This window comes from Planomonospora sp. ID82291, assembly GCF_015711645.1.
Taxonomy (GTDB): domain Bacteria; phylum Actinomycetota; class Actinomycetes; order Streptosporangiales; family Streptosporangiaceae; genus Planomonospora.
The window spans coordinates 774,716-798,652 of record NZ_JABTEX010000003.1; the positions used below are offsets into that span (position 1 = coordinate 774,716).

Consider the following 23,937-nt stretch of genomic DNA (forward strand, 5'->3'; position numbering starts at 1 on the left):
GAGGGAGGCAACCGACGCCGCAGGCGTCCGTCCAGCGGGGACGGCGGCACGGCGTCCCGTGAGGGACAGGACGAATGGAACGCCTCCCCCGACTCCTCCTCGGCGGTGGCCTGGCCGTCGCCCTCGCCTCCTCCTCTGCCGCCGCGCTCCCGGCGGCCGCCGCCGTACCCGGTGGCGCACCGGTCTCCGGGCCCACCACCGGGCCCACCACCGGGCCCGTCACCGGGCCCACCACCGGGCCCGTCACCGGGCCCGTCACCGCGCGAACCGGTGCGTCGGCCGCCGTGTCGGTGCCGCCGGGCATCCGAGGGCTGGACGTCAGCTCCCACCAGCCCGGCGTCTCCTGGCCCACGGTGTACCGGGACGGCGCCCGGTTCGCCTACGTCAAGGCCACCGAGTCGACCACCTACCGCAACCCCCGCTACGCCGAGCAGTACCAGGGGGCCCGGGAGGCCGGCCTGATCAGGGGCGCCTACCACTTCGCCCTGCCGCACAAGTCCGGCGGCGCCGCCCAGGCCGACCACTTCTTCCGCAACGGCGGCGACTGGACCCCCGACGGCTGGACCCTGCCGGGCGTGCTCGACATCGAGTTCAACCCGTACCAGTCCTCCAACGGCCTGGACATGTGCTACGACCTGTCGCCCGCCCGGATGACGGCCTGGATCCGCGACTTCAGCGACCGCTACCTCGCCCTGGCCGGCCGGCGGCCCGCCGTCTACACCAACACCTACTGGTGGCAGACCTGCACCGGCGGCAGCGCCGCCTTCGGCGACCACCCGCTCTGGCTCGCCCGCTACTCCTCGGCCGTCGGGGCCCTGCCCGCGGGCTGGACGGCCCACACCATCTGGCAGCACGCGGACTCCGGCCTCTTCCCCGGAGACCAGAACGTCTTCAACGGCACCTACGAGCAGCTGAAACAGCTGGCCACCGGCCGGAGCACCGTGGGCCCGGTAAAAGAACCGGTGAAGGAACCCGTGACGACGCCCGGGGCGGCGCCCGTGAAGGCACCCGCGACAGCGCCCGTGAAGGCACCCGTGAAGGCGCCCGCGCGCACGGCGGCCAGGGCCGCCACCCGCGTCTCCTCGCTGAACGCCGGCCCCGAGCCGGTCCGGAAGGGCCGGAGGCTGACGGTCTCCGGCACCCTGCGCCTGTCCGCCGGCACCCGGCGCGCCGTCGCCGGGCAGCGGGTCCTGATCAGGTTCCGGCCGCGCGGCTCCGCCGTCTGGCGGACGGCGGGCACCGCCGTGACCGCCGCCGACGGGACCTTCCGCCGGACGTTCCGGGCCGCCGGGGACGGCCACTGGCAGGCGGCCTACAGCGGCGACGCGCTGCGCCTGGCCTCCCGGAGCGGCAGCGACTACGTCGACGTGCGCACCGGCCGGTGGTGACCGGGGCGGGCGCGGAGCTCCGTCAGCGCGTGCGGCGGCGGTAGGGGATCCACAGGCCCAGGCCGTAGACGCCGAGGCCGAGCAGGACCATGAAGGCGATCACCGGCCACTGGAGCGCTTCGGGCAGGTGGAGCGCGAGGAACCAGCTCCGGTCCTCGGTCCCGTTGACCTTGAGGACGCCCGCCACGATGCCCTGCGGGAACAGCGGGATCGCCCCGAGCGACCAGCAGACGGCCGTGATGATCTGCTCGCGCTTCGGCAGGTCGTCGAACCTCGCCCAGCTCCCCGGCTTGGCCGCGGGCCGCTTGCCCGTCCGCATCATGTGCAGCAGCTCGGGTCCCTGGGCGTGCAGCCGCCGCTGGGCGAGCAGCCCGAAGCCCCACAGGCACAGGCCGCCGGTCAGCACGCCGACGGCGACGCCCGCCCAGCCGTACAGCGCCGCCGCCACCGCCGCCGGGGCCCCGGTGAGCGCCACCAGGACCAGGACGGCGTAGGCCAGGCCGGTCATCGCGCCGTCGTCCTCGCTGGAGCGCAGCGGGTTGTTGCCCCGCCGGTGCGGGTCGATGCCGGGCACGAGCGCGTAGACCGCGATCAGCGGCACGAGCCCGGCGGCGCCGCCGAGCAGCGCGGCGGTGAGCGCGAGCGCCATGGGCCAGGGACCGCCGGTCACGGAGGTCAGGCCCAGGGTCAGCGCCGCGGCCACCGGCCCGACGGCCAGCAGCCAGGCCAGCTGCCGGCCCCGCACGTCGGCCGCGCCCGGGGAGAGCAGGGTCAGCCAGAGCTCGGTGCCGTCGACGCCGTAGAGGTTGGCCGACATCGCGGCGGCCATGATGATGAAGATCGGTCCGGCCCAGGGCAGCATGGCGTTCCAGCCCAGGACCAGCGGGGCCGCGGCGAAGAACACGCCGTAGGCGACGGCGAAGGTCAGCTGGTGGGTCCGGACCAGGTCGCGCGACCAGGTCCGCAGTTCCTTGGCCATCACGGCGCCCGTCGCGGTGGCGGCGGTGATCGGTCGCCGCCCCCGGGCGGACGCCTTGACCGAGCCGGCGCGCCGGGCGAGCAGCGCGGCCCAGGTGGCCAGCAGCAGCGCGACGAGCACCGCGAGCGCGCCCAGCGCGAGCCCCGCACGGCCCCACTCCCCGGTTCCGGCGGCCTCGACCGCGGTCAGCCCCCAGCCGGAGGGCAGCAGGCGCACCGCCGCGGACGCCCCGGCCGGGACCCCGCCCGTCTGCCCCAGCGCGACCGCGAAGACCCAGCCCTGGCCGAGGGCCGCCAGGATCGCGCCGTTGACCAGGCCGGCGCCGATCGCACCCGCGCGCGAGCGCAACGCCAGGCCCATCACCGCGACCGCGACCCTCGACAGCAGGACGAAGACCGCCAGTTGCAGGAGCACCGCGGGCAGCGCGACCGGCACGGCCGCCGGGCTCTGCCGTACTCCGAAGACGACCAGCCCGGACAGGGCCAGCAGGCTGATCGCGGGCGCGACCCCGACGAAGGCGGAGACCAGCAGGCCCGCCGCCAGGCGGCGCGGCGCAAGGCCGAGCGAGGTGAAGTACTCGGGGCGGAGCGTCTCGTCGCCGCCCCCGGCGAAGACCGGGCCGAAGATCCAGCCGAGCATCCAGACCGCGTAGGCCGCGGCGAGCAGGTCACCGCTCTGGAAGGCGGCGTACAGCGTGCCGCCCGCCAGGACGAGCCCGAGCACCCCGCCCATCACGATGGAACCGGCCTTCTGCCCGCTCATCGAGTTGCGCAGCACGGCCAGCTTCATCGCGGCCATGGTCCGGGGAACGGTCAGCGCGACAGCCACGACAGCCCCCTCGACCCGGTGTCGGACGAGCCGACGAGCCCGACGAAGGTGTCCTCCAGGGAGCGGTCGCCCCGCACCTGCTCCAGCGGGCCCGCGGCGGCGACCCTGCCCCGGTCGATCACCGCGACGTGGTCGCAGAGCTGCTCGACCAGGGCCATGACGTGGCTGGACAGCACGATGGACCCGCCCCCCGCGACGAACCCCCGCAGGATGGTCTTGATCGTGGCCGCCGAGACGGGGTCGACGGCCTCGAAGGGCTCGTCGAGCACGAGCAGCCGCGGGGCGTGCAGCAGGGCCGCGGCCAGCCCGATCTTCTTGCGCATGCCCGTGGAGTACTCGATCACGAGGGTCTTCTCGGCCTGGTCGAGTTCCAGCACCGACAGCAGCTCCTGCGCGCGGGCGGCGACGACGTCCTTGGCCAGTCCCCGCAGCAGGCCGAGATAGGTGAGCACCTCCCGGCCGGTCAGCCGTTCCGGCATCGCCAGGCCGTCGGGCAGCACACCGACCATCGCCAGGGCGCGGGAGGGGTCGGACCAGACGTCCGCGCCGAAGATCCGGGCGCTGCCCCCGTCGGGGCGCAGCAGGCCGGTGGCCATGGACAGCGTCGTGGTCTTGCCGGCACCGTTCTGACCGACCAGTCCGTAGAAGGAGCCCGGCGGAACGGTCAGGTCGACATGGTCGGCGGCGACCTTCTCACCGAAGGTCTTGGTGAGGCCGGCGATCTCTAGTGCAGGGGTCATGGAGGTCTTCCGTGTCACGGGCGGGGGAAGATCGCCGGGAAAAGGGCGTTCATCCGACGATCGGTAAATTCGATCATGTAGGACGACGCACTGTCCAGTGCCCCGCACGCCGGCGGCGGGTGCGGGTGCGGGTGCGGCGGTCCCCGCTTCCGCGGCGGACCGATGACCGCCGTCGCGAGCCCGGTCCCCGATTCCCGGTCCCCGGCTCACCGCGACCCGCGACCGGTCCCCGGTTCACCGCGACCCACGACCCGCGACCCGCGACCCGCGACCGGCGACCGGCGACCGGCGACCGGAACATTTTCCGGATCATCCGCGACCGGGACGAAAACCCCCACGTCAGCAGAGGTCCGCATGGCGGAAGGACACCTCCTCCCGCTCCGCCCGGACCGTCGACGCGACAACGTTTTCGCAGGTCAGAGCAAACATGAACACACCTTTCACGTTTGCCAGACCTGAACGCCCTGCTCGAGGATGAACGCATCACCGCCGAAACCCCGTCCGGGGTCTCTTCGGCGTGCCCGCATTCCATCCGGACATCCGCGCTCCATCCCGAGGAGGGGACCATGATCCATGCCCGAGGACTCACCCGGAGGTTCACCGTCAAGCGGGAGACCGTCGAGGCCGTGCGCGGCATCGACCTCGACGTGGAGGCCGGCCGGCTCGTCGCCGTCCTCGGTCCGAACGGGGCGGGGAAGTCCACCACCCTGCGCATGCTGACCACCCTGCTCCCGCCGACCTCGGGATCCGCCACGGTGGCGGGCCGCGACATCGTGGCGGATCCGGCCGGGGTGCGCGCCCGCATCGGCTACGTCGGCCAGAAGAACGGCGCCGGCGAGAACTTCCGCGTCCGCGACGAGCTGGTGACCCAGGGCCGCTGCTACGGCCTGACCCGCGCCGCGGCCGACCGGCGGGCCGACGAGATGCTCGACCTGCTGGAGCTCCGGCCGCTGGCCGCACGCAAGCCCGGCACGCTCTCGGGCGGGCAGCGGCGGCGCCTCGACATCGCCCTGGGACTCGTCCACCGGCCCGGCCTGCTGTTCCTGGACGAGCCGACGACCGGGCTGGATCCGCAGAGCCGCGCCGACGTCTGGGAGCACATCCTGCGCCTGCGCGCGGAGTACGGCACGACGATCCTGCTGACCACCCACTACCTGGAGGAGGCCGACGCCATGGCCGAGCGGGTGGTGGTCATCGACCACGGCCGGATCATCGCCGACGGGACCGCCGCCCGGCTCAAGAACGACCTGGCCGGCGACCGGGTCACGGTCACCGTCCACGACGCCGCCGACACCGCGCGGGCGGCCGCCGTCGCCGCGCGGATCGCCGCGCCGGACGGGGTGAGCGCCGAGGGGGTGACCGTGCGGCTCCGGGTGCCCCGCGCGGACGCCGCCCTGCCGGAGTACCTACGGGCCCTGGAGGCGGCCAGGGTGAAGGCCGCCACCGCCGAGACCTCCCGTCCCACACTGGACGACGTGTTCCTCGCCCTCACCGGCCGCACGCTGCGGGAGGGCGACGGCGAGGGCGCCGCCGCGTGAGCCTCCGACTCCACGACCCGTCGACCGCGGGGACGCCTCCGGCGGGCGCTCCCCACCCGGGGGTCCCGGCGGCCGCTCCCGCCGGAACCCCCATGGCCGCTCCCGCCCGGGAGAAACGGCGTCCGCTCGTCCACTCGAGAAGGACGACCGCTCCTCCGCTCAAGAAGAAGGTGTGACATGAACCTGCGATTCGCCCGCGACACCGCGACCGTCTTCTCCCGCGAGTTCGCGCCCGTGCCGCGCGAGGCCCTCGGTCTGCTGTTCACCATGGGCCAGCCCCTGCTCTTCCTCTTCCTGTTCGGCCCGCTGCTGGCGGGCACGCCGGGTTTCGGCGGGGCGGGCGGCGGTTCTCCGTGGCAGTGGTTCGTGCCCGGCATCCTGGTCATGATGTGCCTGTCCGGGCCGATGATGGCCGGATACAACCTCCTGGTCGAGCTCATCGGCGGCTCGCTGGAGCGGATGATGGTCACCCCGCTGAGCCGGACGGCGATGCTGGTCGGCCGGACCCTGAAGGAGTTCGCGATCCTGCTGGCGCAGGCCGTACTGATCATCGCTCTGGCGGTGCCGCTGGGCTTCCGGCTCCACTTCGCCGGGGTGCTGGCGGGGCTGGTGCTGCTGGCCGTGGCCGGGATCGGGCTGGGCACGCTCTCGTTCGCGCTGGCGATCGCCTCCCGGCCCGGCGGCGAGCTGTTCTACGGGGTCACCCAGCTGGTGATGTTCCCGCTGCTGCTGCTGTCGGGCATGCTGCTGCCGATGGACTTCGGCCCGGCGTGGCTGCAGACCGCCGCCGCGTTCAACCCCGTCACCTACATCGTGGAGGCCGAGCGGGCGCTGTTCGCCGGCCGCCTCACCGACGCCTCGGTGCTGTACGGCGCGCTCTGCGCCTGCGCCGTCGCCGCCGCGGGCCTGGCGCTGGGCACCCGGTCGATGCGGCGCGGCGTCTGACCCGGCCCGCCGCCCGGCCCCGCGGCATCAGGGGTGCGGGCGGCTCCGGGACGGCTGCTTGAGCTCCAGATCGCCGAGGAGCGCCTGCGTGGCGGCGGCGACGGCGTCCACCGCCCGCTCGAACGCCTCGGCGTTGCGCGCGGACGGGGAGCGGAACCCGGAGATCTTGCGGACGTACTGCAGGGCCGCGGCGCGCACGTCATCACCGGTCACGTCGCTGCTGTAGGGCTCCCGGAGGGTCTTGATGCTCCGGCACATGAAGGGACCTCGTTTCATCTCCGCCCGGCGCCCATGCCTCCCGGTGGTCGGGACCGCTCCCGCGGAGCGGCCACCGGGAAGGATCGGCGCCGGGAACCGCTCAGGCTCCGACGAGGGTGGCCGGGTCGACCCGGTCGACCGCGTGCAGCGCCCAGCGCATCCGCTCGCGGTACGTCTCCGGGTGGTCTCCGGCCTCCTGGGCCACACAGGCCACGCAGTCGGCGATGTCGTGCCGGCAGACGCGCAGCCGGTCCTCGATGGCGGCGCGCACCTGCTCCGGCGAGGGGTCGTCCGACGCCTGCAGCGCGGAGGCGAACAGGACGTCGGCCAGGTCGGACATGCTCATCACGGTGGTGGGCATCGTGTGCCTCTCTCCCCGGAGACCGCGGGACCCGGTGGGGTCGTGCGGGCTCCTTGAATCGTCCAGCTCGGGCTCACCCCTCCAGCATGCCTCCCGCCACCGACATTTTCCGGCGGGTGCGGCCGGTCACCTGAATCCGAAGACGCCCGCCTCCTCCAGGACCATCCCGGCCAGGGCCCCGGCCGCGTCGACCCGGCCGAGCGACTTGGCCGCCTTCGACATGTCGGCGCAGAGCCGCGGGTCCCCCAGGAGGACGTCGAGCTCGGCGAGCAGGTGCTCCGGCTCGGGACCGTTCTCCAGCAGCGCCCGGGCCGCTCCGGACTCGGCCAGGTAGCGGGCGTTCTGGCGCTGCTCGTCCCCGGCCGACGGCACCAGGGGGACGAGCACGGACGGCTTGCCCACCGCCGTCAGCTCGGCGACGGCACCGGCCCCGCTGCGGGAGACCACGACGTCGGCGGCGGCCAGCACGTCGGCCAGTTCCTCGCCGACGTAGGGGACGGGGCGGTAACGCTCCCGCAGGTGCTCGGGGAGTCCCTCGGCGGTCCGGGTGAGCTGGTCGATCCAGCCGGGACCGCACTGGTGCAGCACCTGCGCCCGCTCCAGCAGCACGGGCAGGATCCCCTCGACCAGCGTGTTGATCTGGCGGCTGCCCTGCGCCCCCCCGGTGACGTACACCAGGGGCACCTCCGGCGAGAAGCCGAAGTGCCACCGGCCGGACGGGGCGTTGCCGCGCAGCAGGTGCGGCCGGACCGGGTTGCCGGTGACGGCGGCCCGCTCGCGTGCCGGGGCGGGCAGGTGCTCGATCGACGAGGGGTGGGTGAGCGCGATCCGGGTGGCGAAGCGCGCCAGGATGCGGTTGGCCAGACCGAGCGCGGTGATCTGCTCGTGCATCACCAGGGGGCGGCGGAGCAGCCGGGAGGCCAGTCCCAGCGGCACGCAGACGTACCCTCCGGTGGACAGCACCACGTCCGGCCGGTAGCGGGCGGCGATGCCGAAGGCCTGGAGGATCCCGACCGGGATGCGGAACATGTCGGCGAGGTTGGCCAGCAGTTCCCTGGGGTTGGGCGACCGTCGCAGCTTCCCCGTCTTGATCGCGCGGAAGGGGATGCCGTTCTCGGCCGCGACGCGGGCCTCCAGGCCGCTCGCCGTCCCCACCCAGAGCACGTCCAGGTCGTGCCCGTGCGCGGCGGCCTGCTCGCGGACGGTGGCGACGGTGGTCAGCGCGGGGTAGGTGTGACCGCCGGTCCCGCCTCCGGTGACGAGCATGCGCAGAGGCTGGCGGTTTCCGGCATTCATGCGTGCGTTTCCTCCGAGGTACGACTGTTCGGTGCCCTCCCGGCGTACCGGGTGGACTCGGGCACGCTACCCGGATATCGACGAAGATCCAATTTCGGCCCCCTCGGGTAACGCCCGCCTCACCTGCGGACCGGCGGCGGCGAGCCTCGAACCGGGCCGGAGCCCCCGGCGGGGACACCGGAAGTGACACGGATCCATAAACGGGTACAAACCATAACAAATAGCAAGTTACAGGATTCCGGAGGAAGCGCCGATTCCATGGCGGGTGGATCGAGGGCATGACGCGTTCCCGCGCGACGAGCGCGCCGCCGAGGCGGTCGGCAGCCACCTCCCGTAAGGAGGCATCCGCCATGCAGACCAAGGAATGGAACGTCCGGATCACCATCGTCGAGGACGACAACGACCGCGTCACCTCGGCCCAGGCCGAGCTGGACATCCCCGACGGACGCCGGTACGAGAGCGTCGAGTACGCACGGCGCAACCCGACCGACCGGCCGGTGCCGGACATCGGCGACGAACTGGCGGCCGGCCGGGTGCTGGCCGACCTGTCCGGCCGGCTGATGGGCGACGCCGCGGCCGACGTGATGGAGGAGGCCGAGATCAGGAGACGGTGAGGACGGTCCCGCGGTCCCGTACGGCACGGCCCCGGCGAAGCCCCGGGCCGTGCCCGCAGGTCCGGGTCCACGGGTCCGCGAGTCCGGGTCCACGGGTCCGCGAGTCCGGGTCCGCGGTCCCGCGGGTCCAGGTCCGGTCGCGGCGGTCCCGGCCGGCCGCCGCGACCGGGGCCCCGCCCCGGCCCGGCCCGTTCAGTCGCGGGACATCAGCCGGACGAACTCCTCGAAGGAGAACCGCCCGTCCCCGTCGGAGTCGGCGTCGCGGTTCAGCGAGCCGATCGCCTCCGGAGGCAGGTCCGGGAAGCGCCCGGTGAGCTCCTCCTCCGTGATGAAACCATCGCCATCGGTGTCGATGGCGGAGAACGCGCTCCTGAGCTCGGTCAACCGCTCCGCCGACATGGTGATCCGCCTTTTCCTCGGGTCCGTTCCGGCAGACAACCTACGGGAGTCCTCGCCGGGCGAGAAGGCGGGACCCGCCCGAAGATCGCGGTAGAGCGCGGCCCTCCCCTGCGGCCGGGCCCCTGGGACCGGCGCGCGACAGGTTCGGCGCGTCCCGGAACCGCGGGCGGGGGACCCGGAGGGCTCCGCGACCGCGGGCGGGCGAGCCCGGAGGGTCCCGGAACGGCGGGCGGCGATCGGACGGCCGCTCCGGAACCGTTGTGCACTGCACAACGCCGTGCCGCGGATATGGCACGGCACCTGCCCGCCCTCTACCGTGGCCACCGTGTTCGACGTGCTCATCCAGGGCGGCCGGGTGGTGGACGGCACCGGCGCCCCGCCGTACCCCGCCGACGTCGGCGTCCGCGACGGCCGGATCGAGGCGGTCGGCGACCTGACCTCCGGAGGCGCCCGTCCCGCCGCGGTCGCGGTCGAGGCCACCGGGCGCCTGGTCCTGCCCGGCTTCGTCGACGCCCACGTCCACGGCGACGCCACCGTGCTCGACCCCGGCGTGCAACTGGCGGCGCTCCGGCAGGGCGTCACGACGTTCGTCCTCGGGCAGGACGGCCTCTCCTTCGCCCCCTCCGGTCCCGAGACGCTGCGCTTCGTCACCCGCTACTTCGCCGCGATCAACGGCGCGCATCCGGCGCTGGACGGCGGTCCGGTGAGCGTGGCGGACCTGCTGGCCACCTACGACCGCACGACCGCCCTCAACACCGCCTACCTGGTCCCGCACGGCACGGTCCGCCACGCGGCCTCCGCGGACCCGGCGCAGATGCTCCGCCTGGTGGAGCGGGGACTGGAGGACGGAGCCGCCGGCCTGTCCAGCGGCCTGGAGTACGTCCCGGGCCGGTACGGCGACGCCGCCGAGCTCGCCGCGCTGTGCGCGCCCGTCGCCCGGGCCGGCCTGCCCTACGTGACCCACATGCGCGGATACGAGGAGGCCGCCGCCACGGGCATGGCCGAGGCGCGCGCGATCGCCGAGCGGGCGGGGGTCGCGCTGCACGTCTCCCACTACCACGGCCCCGGCGAGCGGCTCGCCGGCATGGTCGACCGGGCCCTCGCGGCGGGTCTGGACGTCACCTTCGACAGCTACCCCTACCGCAGCGGGTTCAGCATCCTGGCGATGGTCGCCCTCCCCCGCGACCTCGACGGCCCCGACGGCCCCGACGGCCTCAGGGAACCCGGCGCTCCCGGCGTCCCCGCTCCCGGGACGGACGGCGGGACCGCCGGAAGTCCCGGGAGCGCCGCACCCGGCGGCGCTCCCGGCGCCCCCGGTGGCGGGACCGCCCGCCCCGACCTGGACCGCACGGTGGCGCTCCTGCACGACCCGGCGGTACGGCGCCGCCTGGCCCGCGAGACCGACCCCGCGCTCTGGCGGCGCATCGTGCTCGCGCACGTCCCCTCCCCCGGGCTCGCCTGGACCGAGGGCAGGACCCTGGCCGACGCCGCCGCCGAGGCCGGGCGCGACCCGGCCGGCTTCTGCGCGGACCTGCTGATCGCGACCGGGCTGGCCGCCAGCTGCGTGTTCGCCCAGCCGCCCGGCAACGACGACGCCTCGCTGCGGCTGCTGCTGCGACACCCCGCCCACCTGGGCGGGTCCGACGCCATCCACCTCGGCGGCCACCCCCATCCGCGGGCCTTCGGGGCCTTCGCCCGCTTCCTCGGCCGCCACGTCCGCGAGCTCGGCGACTGGACCTGGCAGGAGGCGGTGGCGCATCTGTCCTCCGGTCCGGCCCGCCGGTTCCGGCTGCCGGACCGAGGACAGGTCCGTCCCGGCATGGCCGCCGACCTCGTGGTCGTCGACCCGGAGCGGGTGACCGACACCGCCGACTACCTCCGGCCGCGCGTCCTCGCCGAGGGGATCGACGACGTGCTGGTCGGCGGCGTGCCGGTGCTGGCGGGCGGCGCCCTCACCGGAGCCCGGCCCGGCCGTCCGCTGAGGCCGCGGTGAGCGCCCCCGGCCGGACGGGCGGCGGGGAGCGCAACCAGTCGGCCTCCCTCCGGCGGGCGCTGGCCGTGCTGGAGTACGTCCGCGACCACGCGGGCGCGGGCCAGGGCCTGTCGCTGTCGCGGCTGGCGGAGGCGCTCGGCCTGTCCAAGAGCACCGTGCTGCGGCTGACCGTCCCCCTGGTGGAGACCGGGCTGCTGGAGCGCGACCGCAGGAGCGGGGCCTACCGGCTGGGCCACGGCACGCTCCGCCTCGGCCAGGCCTACCTGTCCACGCTCGACCTGCGGACCGTGGCCGCGGAGGAGACGCGCCGGCTGATGCAGCAGGTCCGCGAGACCGTCCACCTGGTCGTCCACGACCCGCCGTACGTCGTCTACATCGACAAGGTGGAGAACGAGGCGACGGTCCGGATGGCCTCCCGCATCGGCAGCCGGAGCCCGCTCTACTGCACCGCGGTCGGCAAGGCGATCCTCGCCTGGCAGCCGGAGGAGGCCGTCGAACGGGTCGTGGCCGCCGGACTGCCCGCTCTGACCCGCCACACGATCACCGACCCCGACCGGCTCCGCGGCGAACTGGCCCGGATCCGGCAGCGCGGCTACGCCGTCGACGACCGGGAGAACGAGCCCGAGGTCCGCTGCGTGGCCGCGCCGATCTTCAACCACGACGACAGCGCGGTCTCCGCCGTCTCCGTCTCCGGTCTGACCTCGCGGATCACCGCCGCGCGGGTGCGCGACCTGGGACCGGTGGTGGCGCGGGCCGCCCTGCTCATCTCCAGAAAGCTGGGAGCCCCCCGATGACCGACCTGGTGACCCTCGGCGAGACCATGGCGCTGTTCACCGCCCGCCGTACCGGCCCGCTCCGGCACGCCCGCGACTTCGACCTCGGCGTGGGCGGCGCGGAGTCGAACGCGGCGATCGGCGTCACCCGGCTGGGCCTGCGGGCTGCCTGGATCGGCCGGGTGGGCGCCGACGAGTTCGGCGAACTGGTCCGCTCCACCCTGGCCGGGGAGCACGTCGACGTCTCCGGCGCGGTGGTCGACCCGGACGCGCCCACCGGCCTGATGGTCAAGGGACGGCGCACCGCCGAGGCGGTGGACGTGCGCTACTACCGGGCGGCGAGCGCGGGCTCGCGGCTGCGCCCGGACGACCTCGATCCGGAGCTGATCCGCTCGGCCCGCGTCCTGCACGTCACGGGGATCACCCCCGCCCTCTCGGCGTCCGCCCGCGAGGCGGTCCGGGCCGCCGTGGCGGAGGCACGCGCGGCGGGGGTGCCCGTCTCGGTGGACGTCAACTACCGCCGCACCCTCTGGCCGCCGGAGCGGGCCGCCGCCGTGCTGCGCGAGACCGTCGAGGCCGCCGACGTGCTGTTCGCCACCGAGGCCGAGGCCCGCTTGTTCACCGACGGCGGGCGGGACGCCCCGGGCGGGGACCCCGCCGAGGCGGCCCGTGCCCTGGCCGCGCTGGGACCGCGTCACGTGCTCGTCAAGCTCGGGGCCCGCGGCGCGCTGGAGTTCTCCGGCGGCGAGGTACGGCGCGCCGAGCCGTACCGGGTCACCGAGCTCGACCCCGTCGGGGCCGGTGACGCCTTCGCCGCGGGCTGGCTGGCCGACTGGCTGGGCGGCGCCTCCGCCGGGCAGCGTCTGGCCACCGCCTGCGCCGCCGGGGCGTGCGCGGTCACCGCGCAGGGCGACTGGGAGAGCCTGCCCCGCCGCGCGGACCTGGACCTGCTCCGCCGGACCGGTCCGGCGGGCGCGGCCGACGCGGTCGACCGCTAGGGGGACGGCCGACGCGGTCGACCGGTAGGGGGACGGCCGACGCGGTCGACCGGTAGGGGGACGGCGCACCGGCGACGCGCGGAAAGACCCCGGGGCGCGGGAAAGGCCCCCGGCACGCGCGAAGGCCCCCGGGACGGTGACACCGTCCCGGGGGCCTTCGCGCGGGTGCGGACCGGCCGGGCCGGAACGCGATCGCCTGACCGGCGGCTAGTAGATCGGACGCGAGGAGGAGCGCAGGCGCTCCAGTGCCTCGGCGAGGATCTGCGCGCCGTCCTTGTCGCTGCGACGCTCCTTCACGTAGGCGAGGTGCGTCTTGTACGGCTCGTTGCGAGGAGGAGCCGGCGGGTTGGCCTCGTCCTGACCGGCGGGCAGACCGCACCGGGGGCAGTCCCAGAACTCCGGGATGGCCGCGTCGCTGGCGAAGCTGGGACGGGTCTCGTGCATGTTCGCGCACCAGAACGGGACCCTTACACGGGGAGCCGCCTCGCCACGCTCCGCCTCTCCCATCGGGCCGGCGCCGACACGGCTGCCACGGATCGCGTTGCCACTACCCACGGATGTACTCCTCGCTCGATGGCCCTCCCGCTCGGGATACGGGGAAGGGCTGTACCACTGTCATGCTTCCGGCAAGCCGAATCAGGGCTTCAGGAGCAGGCCCAGCGCGATGATGCACACGAACCAGACCACCCCGGTGATGATGGTGAGCCGGTCGAGGTTGCGCTCCACCACGGAGGAGCCTCCGAACGACGACGAGAAACCGCCACCGAACAGATCCGACAGACCGCCGCCCTTGCCCTTGTGGAGCAGCACGAGCAGGATCATCAGCATGCTCGACAGGATGAGGGCGATGGAGATTCCGATTGTCACCGTTGACCTGTTTCCTAATGTGCGCGACCCGCGTCCGGGCGCGATCCCTGTATGACGCCAGAGGCGTGACGATTCAAACTTGCTCTAAGAGGGTACGACCTGTTGTCAAGTCGTACCCTCCGAACGGCGCACTCAGCCGGATGTTTCCCCGAACCGGCAGATCTTGGCGAACTCGGCCGCGTCCAGACTCGCCCCGCCGACCAGGGCGCCGTCCACGTCGGGCTGGTCCATGATGCCGGCGATGTTGTCGGACTTGACCGATCCTCCGTAGAGGATCCGGACCGCCGCGGCCACCTCGCCGTCGTACAGCTCCGCGAGCCTGGAGCGCAGCGCCCCGCAGACCTCCTGCGCGTCCGCCGGGGTCGCCACCTCACCGGTGCCGATGGCCCAGACCGGCTCGTAGGCCAGCACGATCGAGGTCGCCTGCTCGGCGGTGACCTCGCGCAGCGCGCCCTCGAGCTGGGCGACGCTGTGCGCCACGTGGCCGCCGGCCCGGCGGACCTCCAGGCCCTCCCCCACGCACAGGATCGGCGTGAGCGCGTGCCGGTAGGCGGCCAGCACCTTGCTGTTGACCAGCTCGTCGTCCTCGCGGTGGTACTGCCGCCGCTCGGAATGCCCGATCGCGACGAAGGTGCACCCCAGCTTGGCCAGCATCGCCCCGGAGATCTCCCCGGTGTAGGCGCCGCCGTCGTACGACGACAGGTCCTGCGCGCCGTACAGGATCCGCAGCTTGTCGCCGTCCACCAGCGTCTGCACGCTGCGCAGATCGGTGTACGGCGGCAGCACCGCGACGTCGGCGCGGTCGAAGTCCTTGTCGTTCAGCGCGAACGCCAGCTTCTGGACGGTGGCGATGGCCTCGAGGTGATTGAGGTTCATCTTCCAGTTGCCGGCGAAGAGAGGCTTGCGCTCTGCACTCATCTGTCCCCCACCGTTCCTCGCTCGCTCCGCGGAGCACTCGTCCCGTGCGGGATGCCCCGCCGGCTGCCTCGGCCCACCGCTACTCCTCCAGCGCGGAGAGTCCGGGCAGGGTCTTGCCCTCCAGGTATTCGAGGCTGGCCCCGCCACCGGTGGAGATGTGCGAGAAGCCGTCCTCGGGCAGGCCCAGCCGGCGCACGGCCGCGGCGGAGTCGCCGCCGCCCACGACGGTGAAGGCCTCCGCGGCGATCAACGCCTCGGCGACCGCGCGGGTTCCCCCGGAGAACGCCTCGAACTCGAAGACGCCCATCGGGCCGTTCCAGAAGACGGTCTTGGCGTCGGCCAGCTTGGCGGCGAACAGCTCGCGGCTGCGCGGGCCGATGTCCAGGCCCTCGCGGTCGGCCGGGATCGCGGTGGCGTCGACCACCTCGTACTCGGCGTCCTCGGCGAAGTGGGTGGCGGCCAGCACGTCGACCGGGAGCACGAGCTCCACGCCGCGCTCGGCCGCCTCGTCGAGGAAGCCGCGCACCTTGTCGAGCTGGTCCTCCTGCAGCAGGGACCTGCCGACCTCGAAGCCCTGGGCCGCCAGGAAGGTGTAGGCCATGCCGCCGCCGATGATCAGGCGGTCGACCTTGGCCAGCAGGTTGGCGATGACGCCGAGCTTGTCGGAGACCTTCGCGCCGCCCAGCACCACGGCGTACGGCCGGGCCGGGTCCTCGGTCAGGCGCTTGAGCACCTCGACCTCGGCCGCGATCAGGCCGCCCACCGCGTGCGGCAGGAGCCCCGGCACGTCGTAGACGCTGGCGTGCTTGCGGTGTACCGCGCCGAAGCCGTCGCCGACGTAGAGCTCGGCGAGGCCGGCCAGCTTGCGGGCGAACTCCGCGCGCTGCGCGTCGTCCTTGGACTCCTCGCCCGCCTCGAAGCGCAGGTTCTCCAGCAGGGCCACCTGGCCGTCCTGGAGTCCTTCCACGACGCTCCGGGCCGACTCGCCGACCACGTCGGAGGCGAAGGCCACGTCGGCGCCGAGCAGCTCGCCCAGCCGCCGCGCGACGGGGGCCAGGGAGTACTTCGGGTTCGGCGAGCCCTTGGGGCGGCCCAGGTGGGCGCAGGCCACGACCCGGGCGCCCCGGCCGGCGAGGTCGCGGATCGTCGGCAGCGAGGCGCGGATGCGGCCGTCGTCGGTGATGACGTCCCCGTCGAGGGGGACGTTGAGGTCGACGCGCACGAGCACGCGCCGACCCTTCACGTCGAGCTGAGACAGGTCCTTCATCGCAGGTCGGCGCCCACGAGCTCGATGAGGTCGACGAGGCGGTTGGAGTAGCCCCACTCGTTGTCGTACCAGCCGACGACCTTGACCTGGTTGCCGGTCACCTTGGTGAGGCCGGCGTCGAAGATGCAGGAGGCCGGGTCGGTGACGATGTCCGAGGAGACGATCGGGTCCTCGGTGTAGGACAGGAAGCCCTTGAGCGCGCCCTCGGCGGCGGCCTTGATCGCGGCGTTGACCTCGTCGGCGCTGGTGTCGCGGCCGACCTCGACGGTCAGGTCGGTGGCCGAGCCCGTGGGGATCGGCACGCGCAGCGCGTAGCCGTCGAGCTTGCCCTTGAGCTCCGGCAGCACCAGGCCGATGGCCTTGGCGGCGCCGGTGGAGGTCGGCACGATGTTCAGCGCGGCGGCGCGGGCGCGGCGCAGGTCCTTGTGCGGGGCGTCCTGCAGGTTCTGGTCCTGCGTGTAGGCGTGGATGGTGGTCATCAGACCCTTCTTGATCTCGAAGGTGTCGTGGATGACCTTGGCCATCGGGGCCAGGCAGTTGGTCGTGCAGGAGGCGTTGGAGATGACCGTGTGGTTGGCCGCGTCATAGAGGTCGTGGTTGACGCCCATGACGACGGTGAAGTCCTCGTTCTTGGCCGGGGCCGAGATGATGACCTTCTTGGCACCGTTCTCGGCGTGCGCGCGCGCCTTGTTCGCGTCGGTGAAGAAGCCCGTGGACTCCACGACCACGTCCACGCCCAGGTCGCCCCAGGGGAGCTTGGCGGGGTCGCGCTCGGCGAAGGCCTTGATCGCCTTGCCGTCCACGGTGATCTCGTCGGCGCTGCTCTTCACCTCGTACGGCAGGCGTCCGAGGATGCTGTCGTATTTGAGCAGGTGGGCGAGCGTGGCGTTGTCGGTCAGGTCGTTGACCGCAACGATCTCGATGTCCTTGCCGCTGGCAGCGACCGCACGCCAGAAGTTGCGGCCGATGCGGCCGAATCCGTTGACGCCTACGCGGATGCTCACTGTGCCGATCTCCTCGTACGTCGGTGCGCCGATCGGATGGACCGGCGACTTGAAACAGGCTGGTACCTCAGAACGAACCCTATCGGACCCCAATTGGTTTAGACCACTTGCGGGCCCCTCGTCGCCCTCTCTGGGCTCTCCCCTGATTCGTGCCCTTCTCCCAGACGTTTGCAGTAAAGTGCCCGACTCGTCACGGTAAACACCTCCCCCACCTCAAGGACCTGCAATGACACCCACCGACTCGACCAGGAGCGGTCTCGTCCCCGGCGCCGCCGCCGGCCTGGCCGCCGCACTCGTGGGCGCCGCCGCCTACGGTGCCGTGATCGGTATCACCCATTACCGGATCGGCATCGTCGCCGTGGGCGTCGGCCTCCTGGTCGGCCTGGCGATGACGGCCGTCCGCCCGACCAGCCCGGTGCTGCCCGTCCTGGCCGCGCTGCTCTCGTTCGCCGGAGCCGGACTCGGCGCGTTCGTGGGCTACGCCTGGGCGGACCTCGTGAACCCCGGCGGGAGCCCGCTCAGCGAGCTCCTGCCCATGGCCCGGGAGTTCCCCGACCTCGTCGCCCAGGATCCGATGACCCTGCTCTTCTGGGTGATCGCCGGAGCCGCCGGCTTCGGCTTCGTCAACAACCGCGTCAAGACCGCCCGGGAGTCCCCGTCCGCCCCGTCCGCCCCGCAGCAGGACGAGGCTCCGACGGACTACTTCAAGCCGCACAAGCCGTCGTAGTCCCTTCCGCGTCTCCGGGCCGCCGGACGGCGTCCGGAGGCCAGGTGCACGACGAGAGCCGGCGCCCCCACCGGGGCCCGGCTCTCGTCGTGCACCGGGGTCGTCCGGCGGCGCCCGCCGTCATCCCCGCCGTGCGCCCTGCCGGCCGTGCCCGCCGGCCCGCGGGGCCCGGCGCGCCCGCCGCCGCGGGGCGATCACGTGGTCAGCATGTCCACGGTGAGATTCGCCTCGGTGCTGGGCACGCCCATGTCCTGGGCCCGCTTGTCCGCCATGGCGAGCAGGCGCCGGATCCGGCCGGCGATGGCGTCCTTGGTCAGCGGCGGGTCGGCGAGCTGGCCGAGCTCCTCCAGGGACGCCTGCTTGTGCTCCACCCGCAGCCGACCGGCGATCACCAGGTGCTCGGGCGCGTCGTCCCCCAGGATCTCCAGGGCCCGCTGGACCCGCGCACCCGCGGCGACCGCGGCCCGCGCCGAACGGCGCAGGTTCGCGTCGTCGAAGTTGGCCAGGCGGTTGGCCGTCGCGCGCACCTCCCGGCGCATGCGCCGCTCCTCCCAGGCCAGCACGCTGTCGTGGGCGCCCAGGCGGGTCAGGAGCGCGCTGATCGCGTCACCGTCGCGGACCACCACCCGGTCGACGCCGCGCACCTCCCGGGCCTTGGCGTGGATCTTCAGCCGCCGCGCGGACCCGACCAGCGCCAGGGCCGCCTCCGGTCCCGGACAGGTGATCTCCAGCGACATCGAACGGCCCGGCTCGGTGAGGGAGCCGTGGGCCAGGAACGCGCCCCGCCAAGCGGCCTCGGCGTCGCAGGTCGCCCCGGCGACCACCTGGCGCGGCAGGCCGCGGACCGGGCGGCCGTGGTTGTCGATCAGCCCGGTCTGGCGGGCCAGGGCCTCGCCGTCGCGGTAGACCCGGACGACGTAGCGGGAGCCCTTGCGCAGCCCGGCGGGGGCCAGCACCAGCACCTCGGCCTTGTGGCCGAACACCTCGCCGATGTCCTTGATGAGCCGTCGCGCCGTGACGTTGGTGTCCAGCTCCGCCTCGATCACGATCCGCCCGCCCACCAGGTGCAGCCCGCTCGCGAACCGCAGCAGCGTCGACACCTCGGCCTTGCGGCAGCAGGGTTTCAGGACCGGCAGCCTGCTCAGCTCGTCCTTCACCACACCCGTCATCGCCATGCGCGTACGTCCTCCCCCATGTGACCCCCCTGCGGCCCGAGATACATCAGGCTCACAGAAGTTTCTCGCACTCCTGAGCCAGGCTTACCAGGATCAACGCTTCTCGTGGAAAATCTCGTCCAGGACCGAGGCAAGACGTCGTGCATCGTGCCTCGGCGAGCCGTCGGAGGCCGCCACGTCGGCCAGCACGAGGCGTCCGCCCAGTCCTGCCGCGGCCTTCTCCAGCTCCTCCCGGTCGTCGACCACGCCGGTGTCGGCCAGCACCACGTCGACCTCCAGATCGGGTGCGTGCCGCCGCAGCACCTCCAGGTGCTGCTGGGGGGAGAAGTCGTCGGTCTCGCCCGGCTGCGGCGCGAGGTTCAGCGTGACCAGGCGCCGGGCCCGGGTGGAGTGCAGGGCCTCGGCCAGCTCGGGCACCTTCAGGTGCGGCAGGACGCTGGTGAACCACGAGCCGGGGCCGAGGACGATCCAGTCGGCGTCCAGGACCGCCCGGACCGCCTCGGGACAGGCCGGAGGGTTCTCCGGGACCAGCGAGATGGCCCGGACCCGGCCGGGGGTCAGCGCGCAGGCCACCTGGCCGTGCACCGTGCTGATCTCACCGTCCAGCTCGACCTCGGCGGCGATGTCCAGCGGGACCGAGCACATCGGCAGCACCCGGCCGTGCGCGCCGAGCAGCCGTCCGAGCCAGTCCAGCCCGGCGACCGTGTCCCCGAGCTTCTCCCACAGCGCCACGATGAGCAGGTTGCCGACCGCGTGGCCGTGCAGTCCCCCCTCGCTGCGGAACCGGTGCTGGACGACCTCGCTCCAGGTGCGCCCCCACTCGTCGTCGCCGCACAGGGCCGCCAGGGCCATCCGCAGGTCGCCCGGGGGCACCACGCCGAGCTCGCGGCGGAGTCGCCCGCTCGATCCGCCGTCGTCGGCCACGGTGACGACGGCCGTCAGCGCCGAGGTGACCCTGCGCAGCGCGGAGAGCGAGGCGTAGAGCCCGTGCCCCCCGCCCAGCGCCACGACCCCCGGGCCGCCCGCGGGACCCTCCGGCCCCCCGCCGAGACCTCCGGTCACTCGCGGCCCACATCCCGGTGGCTCACCTGCACGTCCATGCCGCCCCGGTCGCGCAGGCGCGCGCCGATCTGCTCGGCCATGGCCACACTGCGGTGCTTGCCGCCGGTGCAGCCGACGGCCAGGGTGGCGTAGCCCTTGCCCTCGCGGGCGTATCCGGCGGAGATGATGCCGACCACCTCCTCGTAGGCGTCGAGCAGCTCCTTGGCGCCCGCCTGCTCCAGGACGTACTCCCGCACGGGCGCGTCGAGGCCGTTCATCGGGCGCAGCTCGGGCACCCAGTGCGGGTTGGGCAGGAAACGGCAGTCCACGACCAGGTCGGCGTCCACGGGCAGGCCGTACTTGAACCCGAACGAGACCACGTTGACCCGCAGTCCCGGCCGGTCCTCACCGCCGAAGAAGGCGACGATCTTGCCGCGGAGCTCGTGGACGTTGAGATTGGAGGTGTCGATGACCAGGTCGGCGTTGGCCCGCACATCGCGCAGGATGCCGCGTTCGCGGGCGATCCCGTCGACCAGGCGGCCGTCCCCCTGCAGCGGGTGGGGCCGCCGGACGTTCTCGAACCTGCGGACCAACTCCTCGTCGCTGGCCTCCAGGAAGACCACCCGTACGGCGACGCCGCGCCCGTCCAGTTCCTCGATCGCGGCGTTGAGATCGGTGGTGAAGGCGAGGCTGCGCACGTCGACCACCGCCGCCACCTTGTCGGCGGCCAGCTTGACCCGCCCGGCCTCCTCCGCCATCGCGAACAGCAGCCCCGGGGGCAGGTTGTCGATGACGAACCAGCCCAGGTCCTCCAGGGCCTTGGCCGCGGTGCTCCGCCCCGCCCCCGACATTCCGGTGACGATGACGAACGCGGACTCCCGCTCGCTCCCCTCGCTCACGCGCCCTCCTCCGTCGGCCGCGTGCGCGACGCCGCCCCGCCCCCGGCTCGCTCGCTCCGCTCGCTCACATGCCCTCCTCCGTCGGCCGCGTGCGCGACGCCGCCCCGCCCCCGGCTCGCTCGCTCCGCTCGCTCACGTTGGGTTCTCTCCCTTCAACGCCGACACGATCGCCTCAGCCGTCGCAGGGCCGATCCCGGGAACCTCACGGACCTCGGCGGCGGTCGCCTCCCGCAGCCGTTTCACCGACCCGAAATGCTTGATCAGAGCCTGCCGGCGCGCCGGACCGAGCCCGGGGACACCGTCCAGGGCGCTTTCCCGCACGCTCTTCGACCTCTTCGACCGATGGTAGGCGATGGCGAACCGGTGGGCCTCGTCTCTGACCCGCTGCAGCAGGTACAGGGCCTCGCTCGACCGGGGCAGGATGACCGGCAGGTCCTCACCGGGCAGCCAGACCTCCTCCAGGCGCTTGGCCAGACCGCAGACGGCGACGTCGTCCACCCCGAGCTCGTCGAGCGCCCGCCGGGCGGCCGCCGCCTGGGCCGGGCCGCCGTCCACCACGACCAGATTGGGCGGGTAGGCGAATTTCCGTGGCCGCCCCGTCTCGGGATCGATGTCCGGTGCCGGATCCAGGTCGAGGCCCGGTTCCGGATCGGCGTCCGCACCGCCGGGCGTGCCGGTGCCGTCCGCGGTGCCGACGGCGGCTCCCGCGGCCGTTCCCCCGTCCGCCCCGTCGCCGGGCCCGGCCTCCGGTCCGGTGTCGAGCTCACCGGTGGCCGAGCGCTCCTCCAGGTAGCGCTTGAACCTGCGCGAGACCACCTCGTGGATGGACGCGACGTCGCCCTCGGTGGAGCGGACGGAGAACCTGCGGTACTCGCTCTTGCGGGCCAGGCCGTCCTCGAACACCACCATCGAGGCCACCACGTTGGTGCCCTGCAGGTGGGAGACGTCGTAGCACTCGATGCGCAGCGGCGCCTGATCCAGGTCGAGCGCGTCGGCGATCTCCTGCAGCGCCCGGCTCCGCGTCGTCAGATCGCCGGCGCGCCTGATCCGGTGCTGGTTGAGGGACTCCTTGGCGTTGCGCTCGACGGTCTCCATCAGCGCCTTCTTGTCGCCCCGCTGCGGGACGCGGATCTCCACCCGGGCCCCGCGCCGCTCGCTCAGCAGCTCGGCGAGCGCCCCGGCGTCCGGCGGCAGGGCGGGCACCAGCACCTCCCGGGGCAGCGCCTCGGGGGCGGCCTCGCCGTACATCTGCAGCAGGAAGTTCTCGACCAGCTCGCCGGGGCCGGTCTCCCCGACCTTGTCGACCACCCAGCCCCGCTGGCCCCGCACCCGCCCCGCGCGGACGTAGAACACCTGGACGGCCGCCTCCAGCGGATCGTCGGCCAGCGCGACCACGTCGCAGTCGATGTTCTCGCCCAGCACGACGGCCTGCTTCTCCAACGCCCGCTGCAGCGCCTGGACGTCGTCCCGGAGCCTGGCGGCCCGCTCGAACTCCTCCTCGGCGGCGGCCTGGCGCATCTCGGTCTCCAGCCGCCTGATGAACCGGCCGGTGTTGCCCGCCATGAAGTCGCAGAAGTCCTCGGCGAGCGCGCGGTGCTCCGCGGCCGTGACCCTGGAGACGCACGGCGCCGAGCACTTGTCGATGTAGCCCAGCAGGCAGGGCCGGCCGATCTGGGCGGCCCGCCGGAACACCCCCGACGAGCAGCTCCGGATCGGGAAGACCCGCAGCAGCAGGTCGACCGTCTCCCTGATCGCCCAGGCGTGGGAGTAGGGGCCGAAGTAGCGGGTGCCCTTGCGCTTGGCGCCGCGCAGCACCTGGACGCGGGGGAACTCCTCCCCCATCGTGACGGCCAGGTAGGGGTAGGACTTGTCGTCGCGGTACTTGACGTTGAACCGCGGGTCGTACTCCTTGATCCAGGAGTATTCGAGCTGGAGCGCCTCGACCTCGGTGCCCACCACCGTCCAGTCGACGCCCGCCGCGGTCGTGAGCATGCTCTGGGTGCGCGGGTGCAGTCCCGCGAAGTCGGCGAAGTAGGAGTTCAGCCGCTGGCGCAGGCTCTTGGCCTTGCCCACGTAGATGACCCGGCCCCCGGCGTCCCTGAACCGGTAGACGCCGGGGGACTCGGGAATCGACCCCGGCTTCGGCCGGAAGCTCGCCGGACCGTGCACAGATCTCGCCACGTCCCGAAGCCTAGCGGCCTCCACCGACAGGGAGCCCTGTCCCGCAGGACCCGCGACCCGTCGCACCGGCGCCCCGGCCGCCCCTTTCCGAGGACGCCGGTACGGCGGGCCGCACCGGTCAGGCCAGCGTGATCGCGTCTCCGTCGACCTTGATGGTCTTCTCCTCCAGGGGCTTGTTGGCGGGGCCGTTGGTGACGGACCCGTCGGTGATGCTGAACCTGCTGTTGTGGCAGGGGCAGACGATGTCGGTCCCCTCGACGCCGCCCACGTCGCACCCCTGGTGGGTGCAGACGGAGCTGAAGCACTTGAACTCCCCCGCCTTCGGCTGGGTCACGACGACCTTCGCGTCCTTGAAGACCTTGCCGCCGCCCTCGGGGATGTCGGAGGTCTTGGCCAGCGCGTTCGCCGCCGCGTCGCCGGAGCCCGCCGCCGTCTGCGAACCGGTCTCCGCCGCGGACGGGGCCGCGCTGGAGGAGCCCGCGTCACCGCCCGTCGGCTCGCCGTAGCCGGAGCACGCGGTCAGCACCGCCGCGAGTCCCGCGCCTCCCGCGCCCAGCATCACCGCACGCCGTGTCGTGTCCGTCATGGTCACCCTCCCAGGATTCGCGTCCGTATCCGCGCCCATGGCCGTCCGCGGGCGTCCGTGGCCGCCCGTGACCGTCCCCGGCCGTCACTCCGATGCGGGTCAGCATGCCGTACCGGACATCAGGAGACTGTGAAGATTTACACCTTGGCCGCGGCTCGTCGG

General features: G+C 73.4%; 24 protein-coding genes. 8 read left to right on the plus strand and 16 right to left on the minus strand.

The genetic code is table 11. The annotated features are described in order from the left end of the window. Positions 1-74: 74 nt before the first annotated feature. Positions 75-1,388: a lysozyme gene (locus tag HS045_RS34855; RefSeq protein WP_230884539.1), complete on the plus strand. Its 1,314-nt coding sequence runs from the start codon at positions 75-77 to the stop codon at positions 1,386-1,388. Between the two features lie 22 nt (positions 1,389-1,410). Here HS045_RS34855 and HS045_RS22675 read toward each other — a convergent pair whose 3' ends face one another. Next, entirely contained in the window at positions 1,411-3,195 is a 1,785-nt protein-coding gene (locus tag HS045_RS22675; RefSeq protein WP_196453430.1) for a hypothetical protein, read from the minus strand. Continuing rightward, complete coding sequence (locus tag HS045_RS22680; protein ID WP_196453431.1) at positions 3,180-3,935, minus strand: ABC transporter ATP-binding protein; 756 nt, start codon at positions 3,933-3,935, stop codon at positions 3,180-3,182. Before HS045_RS22680 ends, HS045_RS22675 begins: the two co-directional genes overlap by 16 nt. 566 nt (positions 3,936-4,501) lie before the next feature. On the opposite strand from HS045_RS22680, the gene HS045_RS22685 reads away from it, so the two are divergent. After that, a complete protein-coding gene (locus tag HS045_RS22685; protein WP_196453432.1) occupies positions 4,502-5,473 on the plus strand; it encodes an ATP-binding cassette domain-containing protein in 972 nt (323 codons plus the stop codon). Positions 5,474-5,650: 177 nt separating this feature from the next. Further along, complete coding sequence (locus HS045_RS22690; protein ID WP_196453433.1) at positions 5,651-6,418, plus strand: ABC transporter permease; 768 nt, start codon at positions 5,651-5,653, stop codon at positions 6,416-6,418. Between the two features lie 27 nt (positions 6,419-6,445). Here HS045_RS22690 and HS045_RS22695 read toward each other — a convergent pair whose 3' ends face one another. The 3 genes from HS045_RS22695 to HS045_RS22705 form a co-directional block, all read right to left on the minus strand. Continuing rightward, positions 6,446-6,676: a DUF2277 domain-containing protein gene (locus HS045_RS22695; RefSeq protein ID WP_196453434.1), complete on the minus strand. Its 231-nt coding sequence runs from the start codon at positions 6,674-6,676 to the stop codon at positions 6,446-6,448. Between the two features lie 100 nt (positions 6,677-6,776). Then, positions 6,777-7,037 carry a hypothetical protein gene (locus HS045_RS22700; RefSeq protein WP_196453435.1) on the minus strand — a complete coding sequence of 87 codons (261 nt, stop codon included), beginning with the start codon at positions 7,035-7,037 and terminating at the stop codon, positions 6,777-6,779. Between the two features lie 126 nt (positions 7,038-7,163). Continuing rightward, on the minus strand, positions 7,164-8,333 hold the full coding sequence (locus HS045_RS22705) for a glycosyltransferase (protein WP_196453436.1): 1,170 nt from the start codon (positions 8,331-8,333) through the stop codon (positions 7,164-7,166). Between the two features lie 350 nt (positions 8,334-8,683). Here HS045_RS22705 and HS045_RS22710 point away from each other — a divergent pair, with 350 nt between their 5' ends. After that, entirely contained in the window at positions 8,684-8,947 is a 264-nt protein-coding gene (locus HS045_RS22710) for a dsRBD fold-containing protein (RefSeq protein WP_196453437.1), read from the plus strand. A 192-nt stretch (positions 8,948-9,139) separates the two neighbouring features. Here HS045_RS22710 and HS045_RS22715 read toward each other — a convergent pair whose 3' ends face one another. Then, a complete protein-coding gene (locus tag HS045_RS22715) occupies positions 9,140-9,346 on the minus strand; it encodes an EF-hand domain-containing protein (RefSeq protein WP_196453438.1) in 207 nt (68 codons plus the stop codon). A 325-nt stretch (positions 9,347-9,671) separates the two neighbouring features. Between HS045_RS22715 and HS045_RS22720 the strand changes: the two genes are divergently transcribed. Genes HS045_RS22720 through HS045_RS22730 form a run of 3 tightly spaced genes read left to right on the plus strand, consistent with a single transcriptional unit; the run spans position 9,672 to position 13,110 of the window. Continuing rightward, the gene (locus HS045_RS22720) at positions 9,672-11,339 is read left to right on the plus strand and encodes an amidohydrolase family protein (protein WP_196453439.1); all 1,668 of its coding nucleotides are present in this window, start codon (positions 9,672-9,674) and stop codon (positions 11,337-11,339) included. Then, positions 11,336-12,133 carry an IclR family transcriptional regulator gene (locus HS045_RS22725; RefSeq protein WP_196453440.1) on the plus strand — a complete coding sequence of 266 codons (798 nt, stop codon included), beginning with the start codon at positions 11,336-11,338 and terminating at the stop codon, positions 12,131-12,133. The genes HS045_RS22720 and HS045_RS22725 overlap by 4 nt, the downstream gene beginning before the upstream one ends. Then, the gene (locus HS045_RS22730) at positions 12,130-13,110 is read left to right on the plus strand and encodes a sugar kinase (RefSeq protein ID WP_196453441.1); all 981 of its coding nucleotides are present in this window, start codon (positions 12,130-12,132) and stop codon (positions 13,108-13,110) included. Before HS045_RS22725 ends, HS045_RS22730 begins: the two co-directional genes overlap by 4 nt. 207 nt (positions 13,111-13,317) lie before the next feature. Here HS045_RS22730 and HS045_RS22735 read toward each other — a convergent pair whose 3' ends face one another. From HS045_RS22735 to gap, 5 genes are all read right to left on the minus strand, one after another. Next, positions 13,318-13,665: an RNA polymerase-binding protein RbpA gene (locus HS045_RS22735; RefSeq protein WP_084008585.1), complete on the minus strand. Its 348-nt coding sequence runs from the start codon at positions 13,663-13,665 to the stop codon at positions 13,318-13,320. 81 nt (positions 13,666-13,746) lie between these two features. Further along, positions 13,747-13,977 carry a preprotein translocase subunit SecG gene (gene secG / locus HS045_RS22740; RefSeq protein WP_068899030.1) on the minus strand — a complete coding sequence of 77 codons (231 nt, stop codon included), beginning with the start codon at positions 13,975-13,977 and terminating at the stop codon, positions 13,747-13,749. A 132-nt stretch (positions 13,978-14,109) separates the two neighbouring features. After that, complete coding sequence (gene tpiA, locus HS045_RS22745; RefSeq protein ID WP_196453442.1) at positions 14,110-14,895, minus strand: triose-phosphate isomerase; 786 nt, start codon at positions 14,893-14,895, stop codon at positions 14,110-14,112. A 79-nt stretch (positions 14,896-14,974) separates the two neighbouring features. Further along, positions 14,975-16,162, minus strand: a complete 1,188-nt coding sequence (pgk, locus tag HS045_RS22750; RefSeq protein ID WP_196453443.1) for a phosphoglycerate kinase — start codon at positions 16,160-16,162, stop codon at positions 14,975-14,977. Continuing rightward, the gene (gene gap / locus HS045_RS22755; protein WP_196453444.1) at positions 16,159-17,166 is read right to left on the minus strand and encodes a type I glyceraldehyde-3-phosphate dehydrogenase; all 1,008 of its coding nucleotides are present in this window, start codon (positions 17,164-17,166) and stop codon (positions 16,159-16,161) included. The genes pgk and gap overlap by 4 nt, the downstream gene beginning before the upstream one ends. Positions 17,167-17,392: 226 nt before the next feature. Here gap and HS045_RS22760 point away from each other — a divergent pair, with 226 nt between their 5' ends. Continuing rightward, positions 17,393-17,893 carry a hypothetical protein gene (locus tag HS045_RS22760; protein ID WP_196453445.1) on the plus strand — a complete coding sequence of 167 codons (501 nt, stop codon included), beginning with the start codon at positions 17,393-17,395 and terminating at the stop codon, positions 17,891-17,893. A 194-nt stretch (positions 17,894-18,087) separates the two neighbouring features. On the opposite strand, the gene whiA is transcribed toward HS045_RS22760, so the two are convergent. From whiA to HS045_RS22785, 5 genes are all read right to left on the minus strand, one after another. Continuing rightward, entirely contained in the window at positions 18,088-19,068 is a 981-nt protein-coding gene (gene whiA / locus HS045_RS22765) for a DNA-binding protein WhiA (protein ID WP_068899020.1), read from the minus strand. Between the two features lie 93 nt (positions 19,069-19,161). Then, positions 19,162-20,130, minus strand: coding sequence for a uridine diphosphate-N-acetylglucosamine-binding protein YvcK (gene yvcK, locus HS045_RS22770; RefSeq protein ID WP_196453446.1), 969 nt, complete (start codon positions 20,128-20,130; stop codon positions 19,162-19,164). Next, entirely contained in the window at positions 20,127-21,008 is an 882-nt protein-coding gene (gene rapZ / locus HS045_RS22775; RefSeq protein WP_196453447.1) for an RNase adapter RapZ, read from the minus strand. Before rapZ ends, yvcK begins: the two co-directional genes overlap by 4 nt. Positions 21,009-21,140: 132 nt before the next feature. Then, complete coding sequence (uvrC, locus tag HS045_RS22780) at positions 21,141-23,177, minus strand: excinuclease ABC subunit UvrC (RefSeq protein WP_196453799.1); 2,037 nt, start codon at positions 23,175-23,177, stop codon at positions 21,141-21,143. A gap of 130 nt (positions 23,178-23,307) precedes the next feature. Beyond that, positions 23,308-23,775: a Rieske (2Fe-2S) protein gene (locus HS045_RS22785; protein ID WP_196453448.1), complete on the minus strand. Its 468-nt coding sequence runs from the start codon at positions 23,773-23,775 to the stop codon at positions 23,308-23,310. Positions 23,776-23,937 lie beyond the last annotated feature (162 nt).

Excerpts from the sequence above, each read along its gene's own strand:
- HS045_RS22680 (WP_196453431.1), bottom strand. The coding sequence starts at position 3,935 with ATGACCCCTGCACTAGAGATCGCCGGCCTCACCAAGACCTTCGGTGAG.
- HS045_RS22705 (WP_196453436.1), bottom strand. The coding sequence starts at position 8,333 with ATGAATGCCGGAAACCGCCAGCCTCTGCGCATGCTCGTCACCGGAGGC.
- whiA (WP_068899020.1), bottom strand. The coding sequence starts at position 19,068 with ATGGCGATGACGGGTGTGGTGAAGGACGAGCTGAGCAGGCTGCCGGTC.
- HS045_RS22700 (WP_196453435.1), bottom strand. The coding sequence starts at position 7,037 with ATGCCCACCACCGTGATGAGCATGTCCGACCTGGCCGACGTCCTGTTC.
- HS045_RS22685 (WP_196453432.1), top strand. The coding sequence starts at position 4,502 with ATGATCCATGCCCGAGGACTCACCCGGAGGTTCACCGTCAAGCGGGAG.
- HS045_RS22690 (WP_196453433.1), top strand. The coding sequence starts at position 5,651 with ATGAACCTGCGATTCGCCCGCGACACCGCGACCGTCTTCTCCCGCGAG.
- HS045_RS34855 (WP_230884539.1), top strand. The coding sequence starts at position 75 with ATGGAACGCCTCCCCCGACTCCTCCTCGGCGGTGGCCTGGCCGTCGCC.
- HS045_RS22695 (WP_196453434.1), bottom strand. The coding sequence starts at position 6,676 with ATGTGCCGGAGCATCAAGACCCTCCGGGAGCCCTACAGCAGCGACGTG.
- HS045_RS22730 (WP_196453441.1), top strand. The coding sequence starts at position 12,130 with ATGACCGACCTGGTGACCCTCGGCGAGACCATGGCGCTGTTCACCGCC.
- tpiA (WP_196453442.1), bottom strand. The coding sequence starts at position 14,895 with ATGAGTGCAGAGCGCAAGCCTCTCTTCGCCGGCAACTGGAAGATGAAC.
- pgk (WP_196453443.1), bottom strand. The coding sequence starts at position 16,162 with ATGAAGGACCTGTCTCAGCTCGACGTGAAGGGTCGGCGCGTGCTCGTG.
- HS045_RS22715 (WP_196453438.1), bottom strand. The coding sequence starts at position 9,346 with ATGTCGGCGGAGCGGTTGACCGAGCTCAGGAGCGCGTTCTCCGCCATC.
- HS045_RS22710 (WP_196453437.1), top strand. The coding sequence starts at position 8,684 with ATGCAGACCAAGGAATGGAACGTCCGGATCACCATCGTCGAGGACGAC.
- HS045_RS22785 (WP_196453448.1), bottom strand. The coding sequence starts at position 23,775 with ATGACGGACACGACACGGCGTGCGGTGATGCTGGGCGCGGGAGGCGCG.
- HS045_RS22760 (WP_196453445.1), top strand. The coding sequence starts at position 17,393 with ATGACACCCACCGACTCGACCAGGAGCGGTCTCGTCCCCGGCGCCGCC.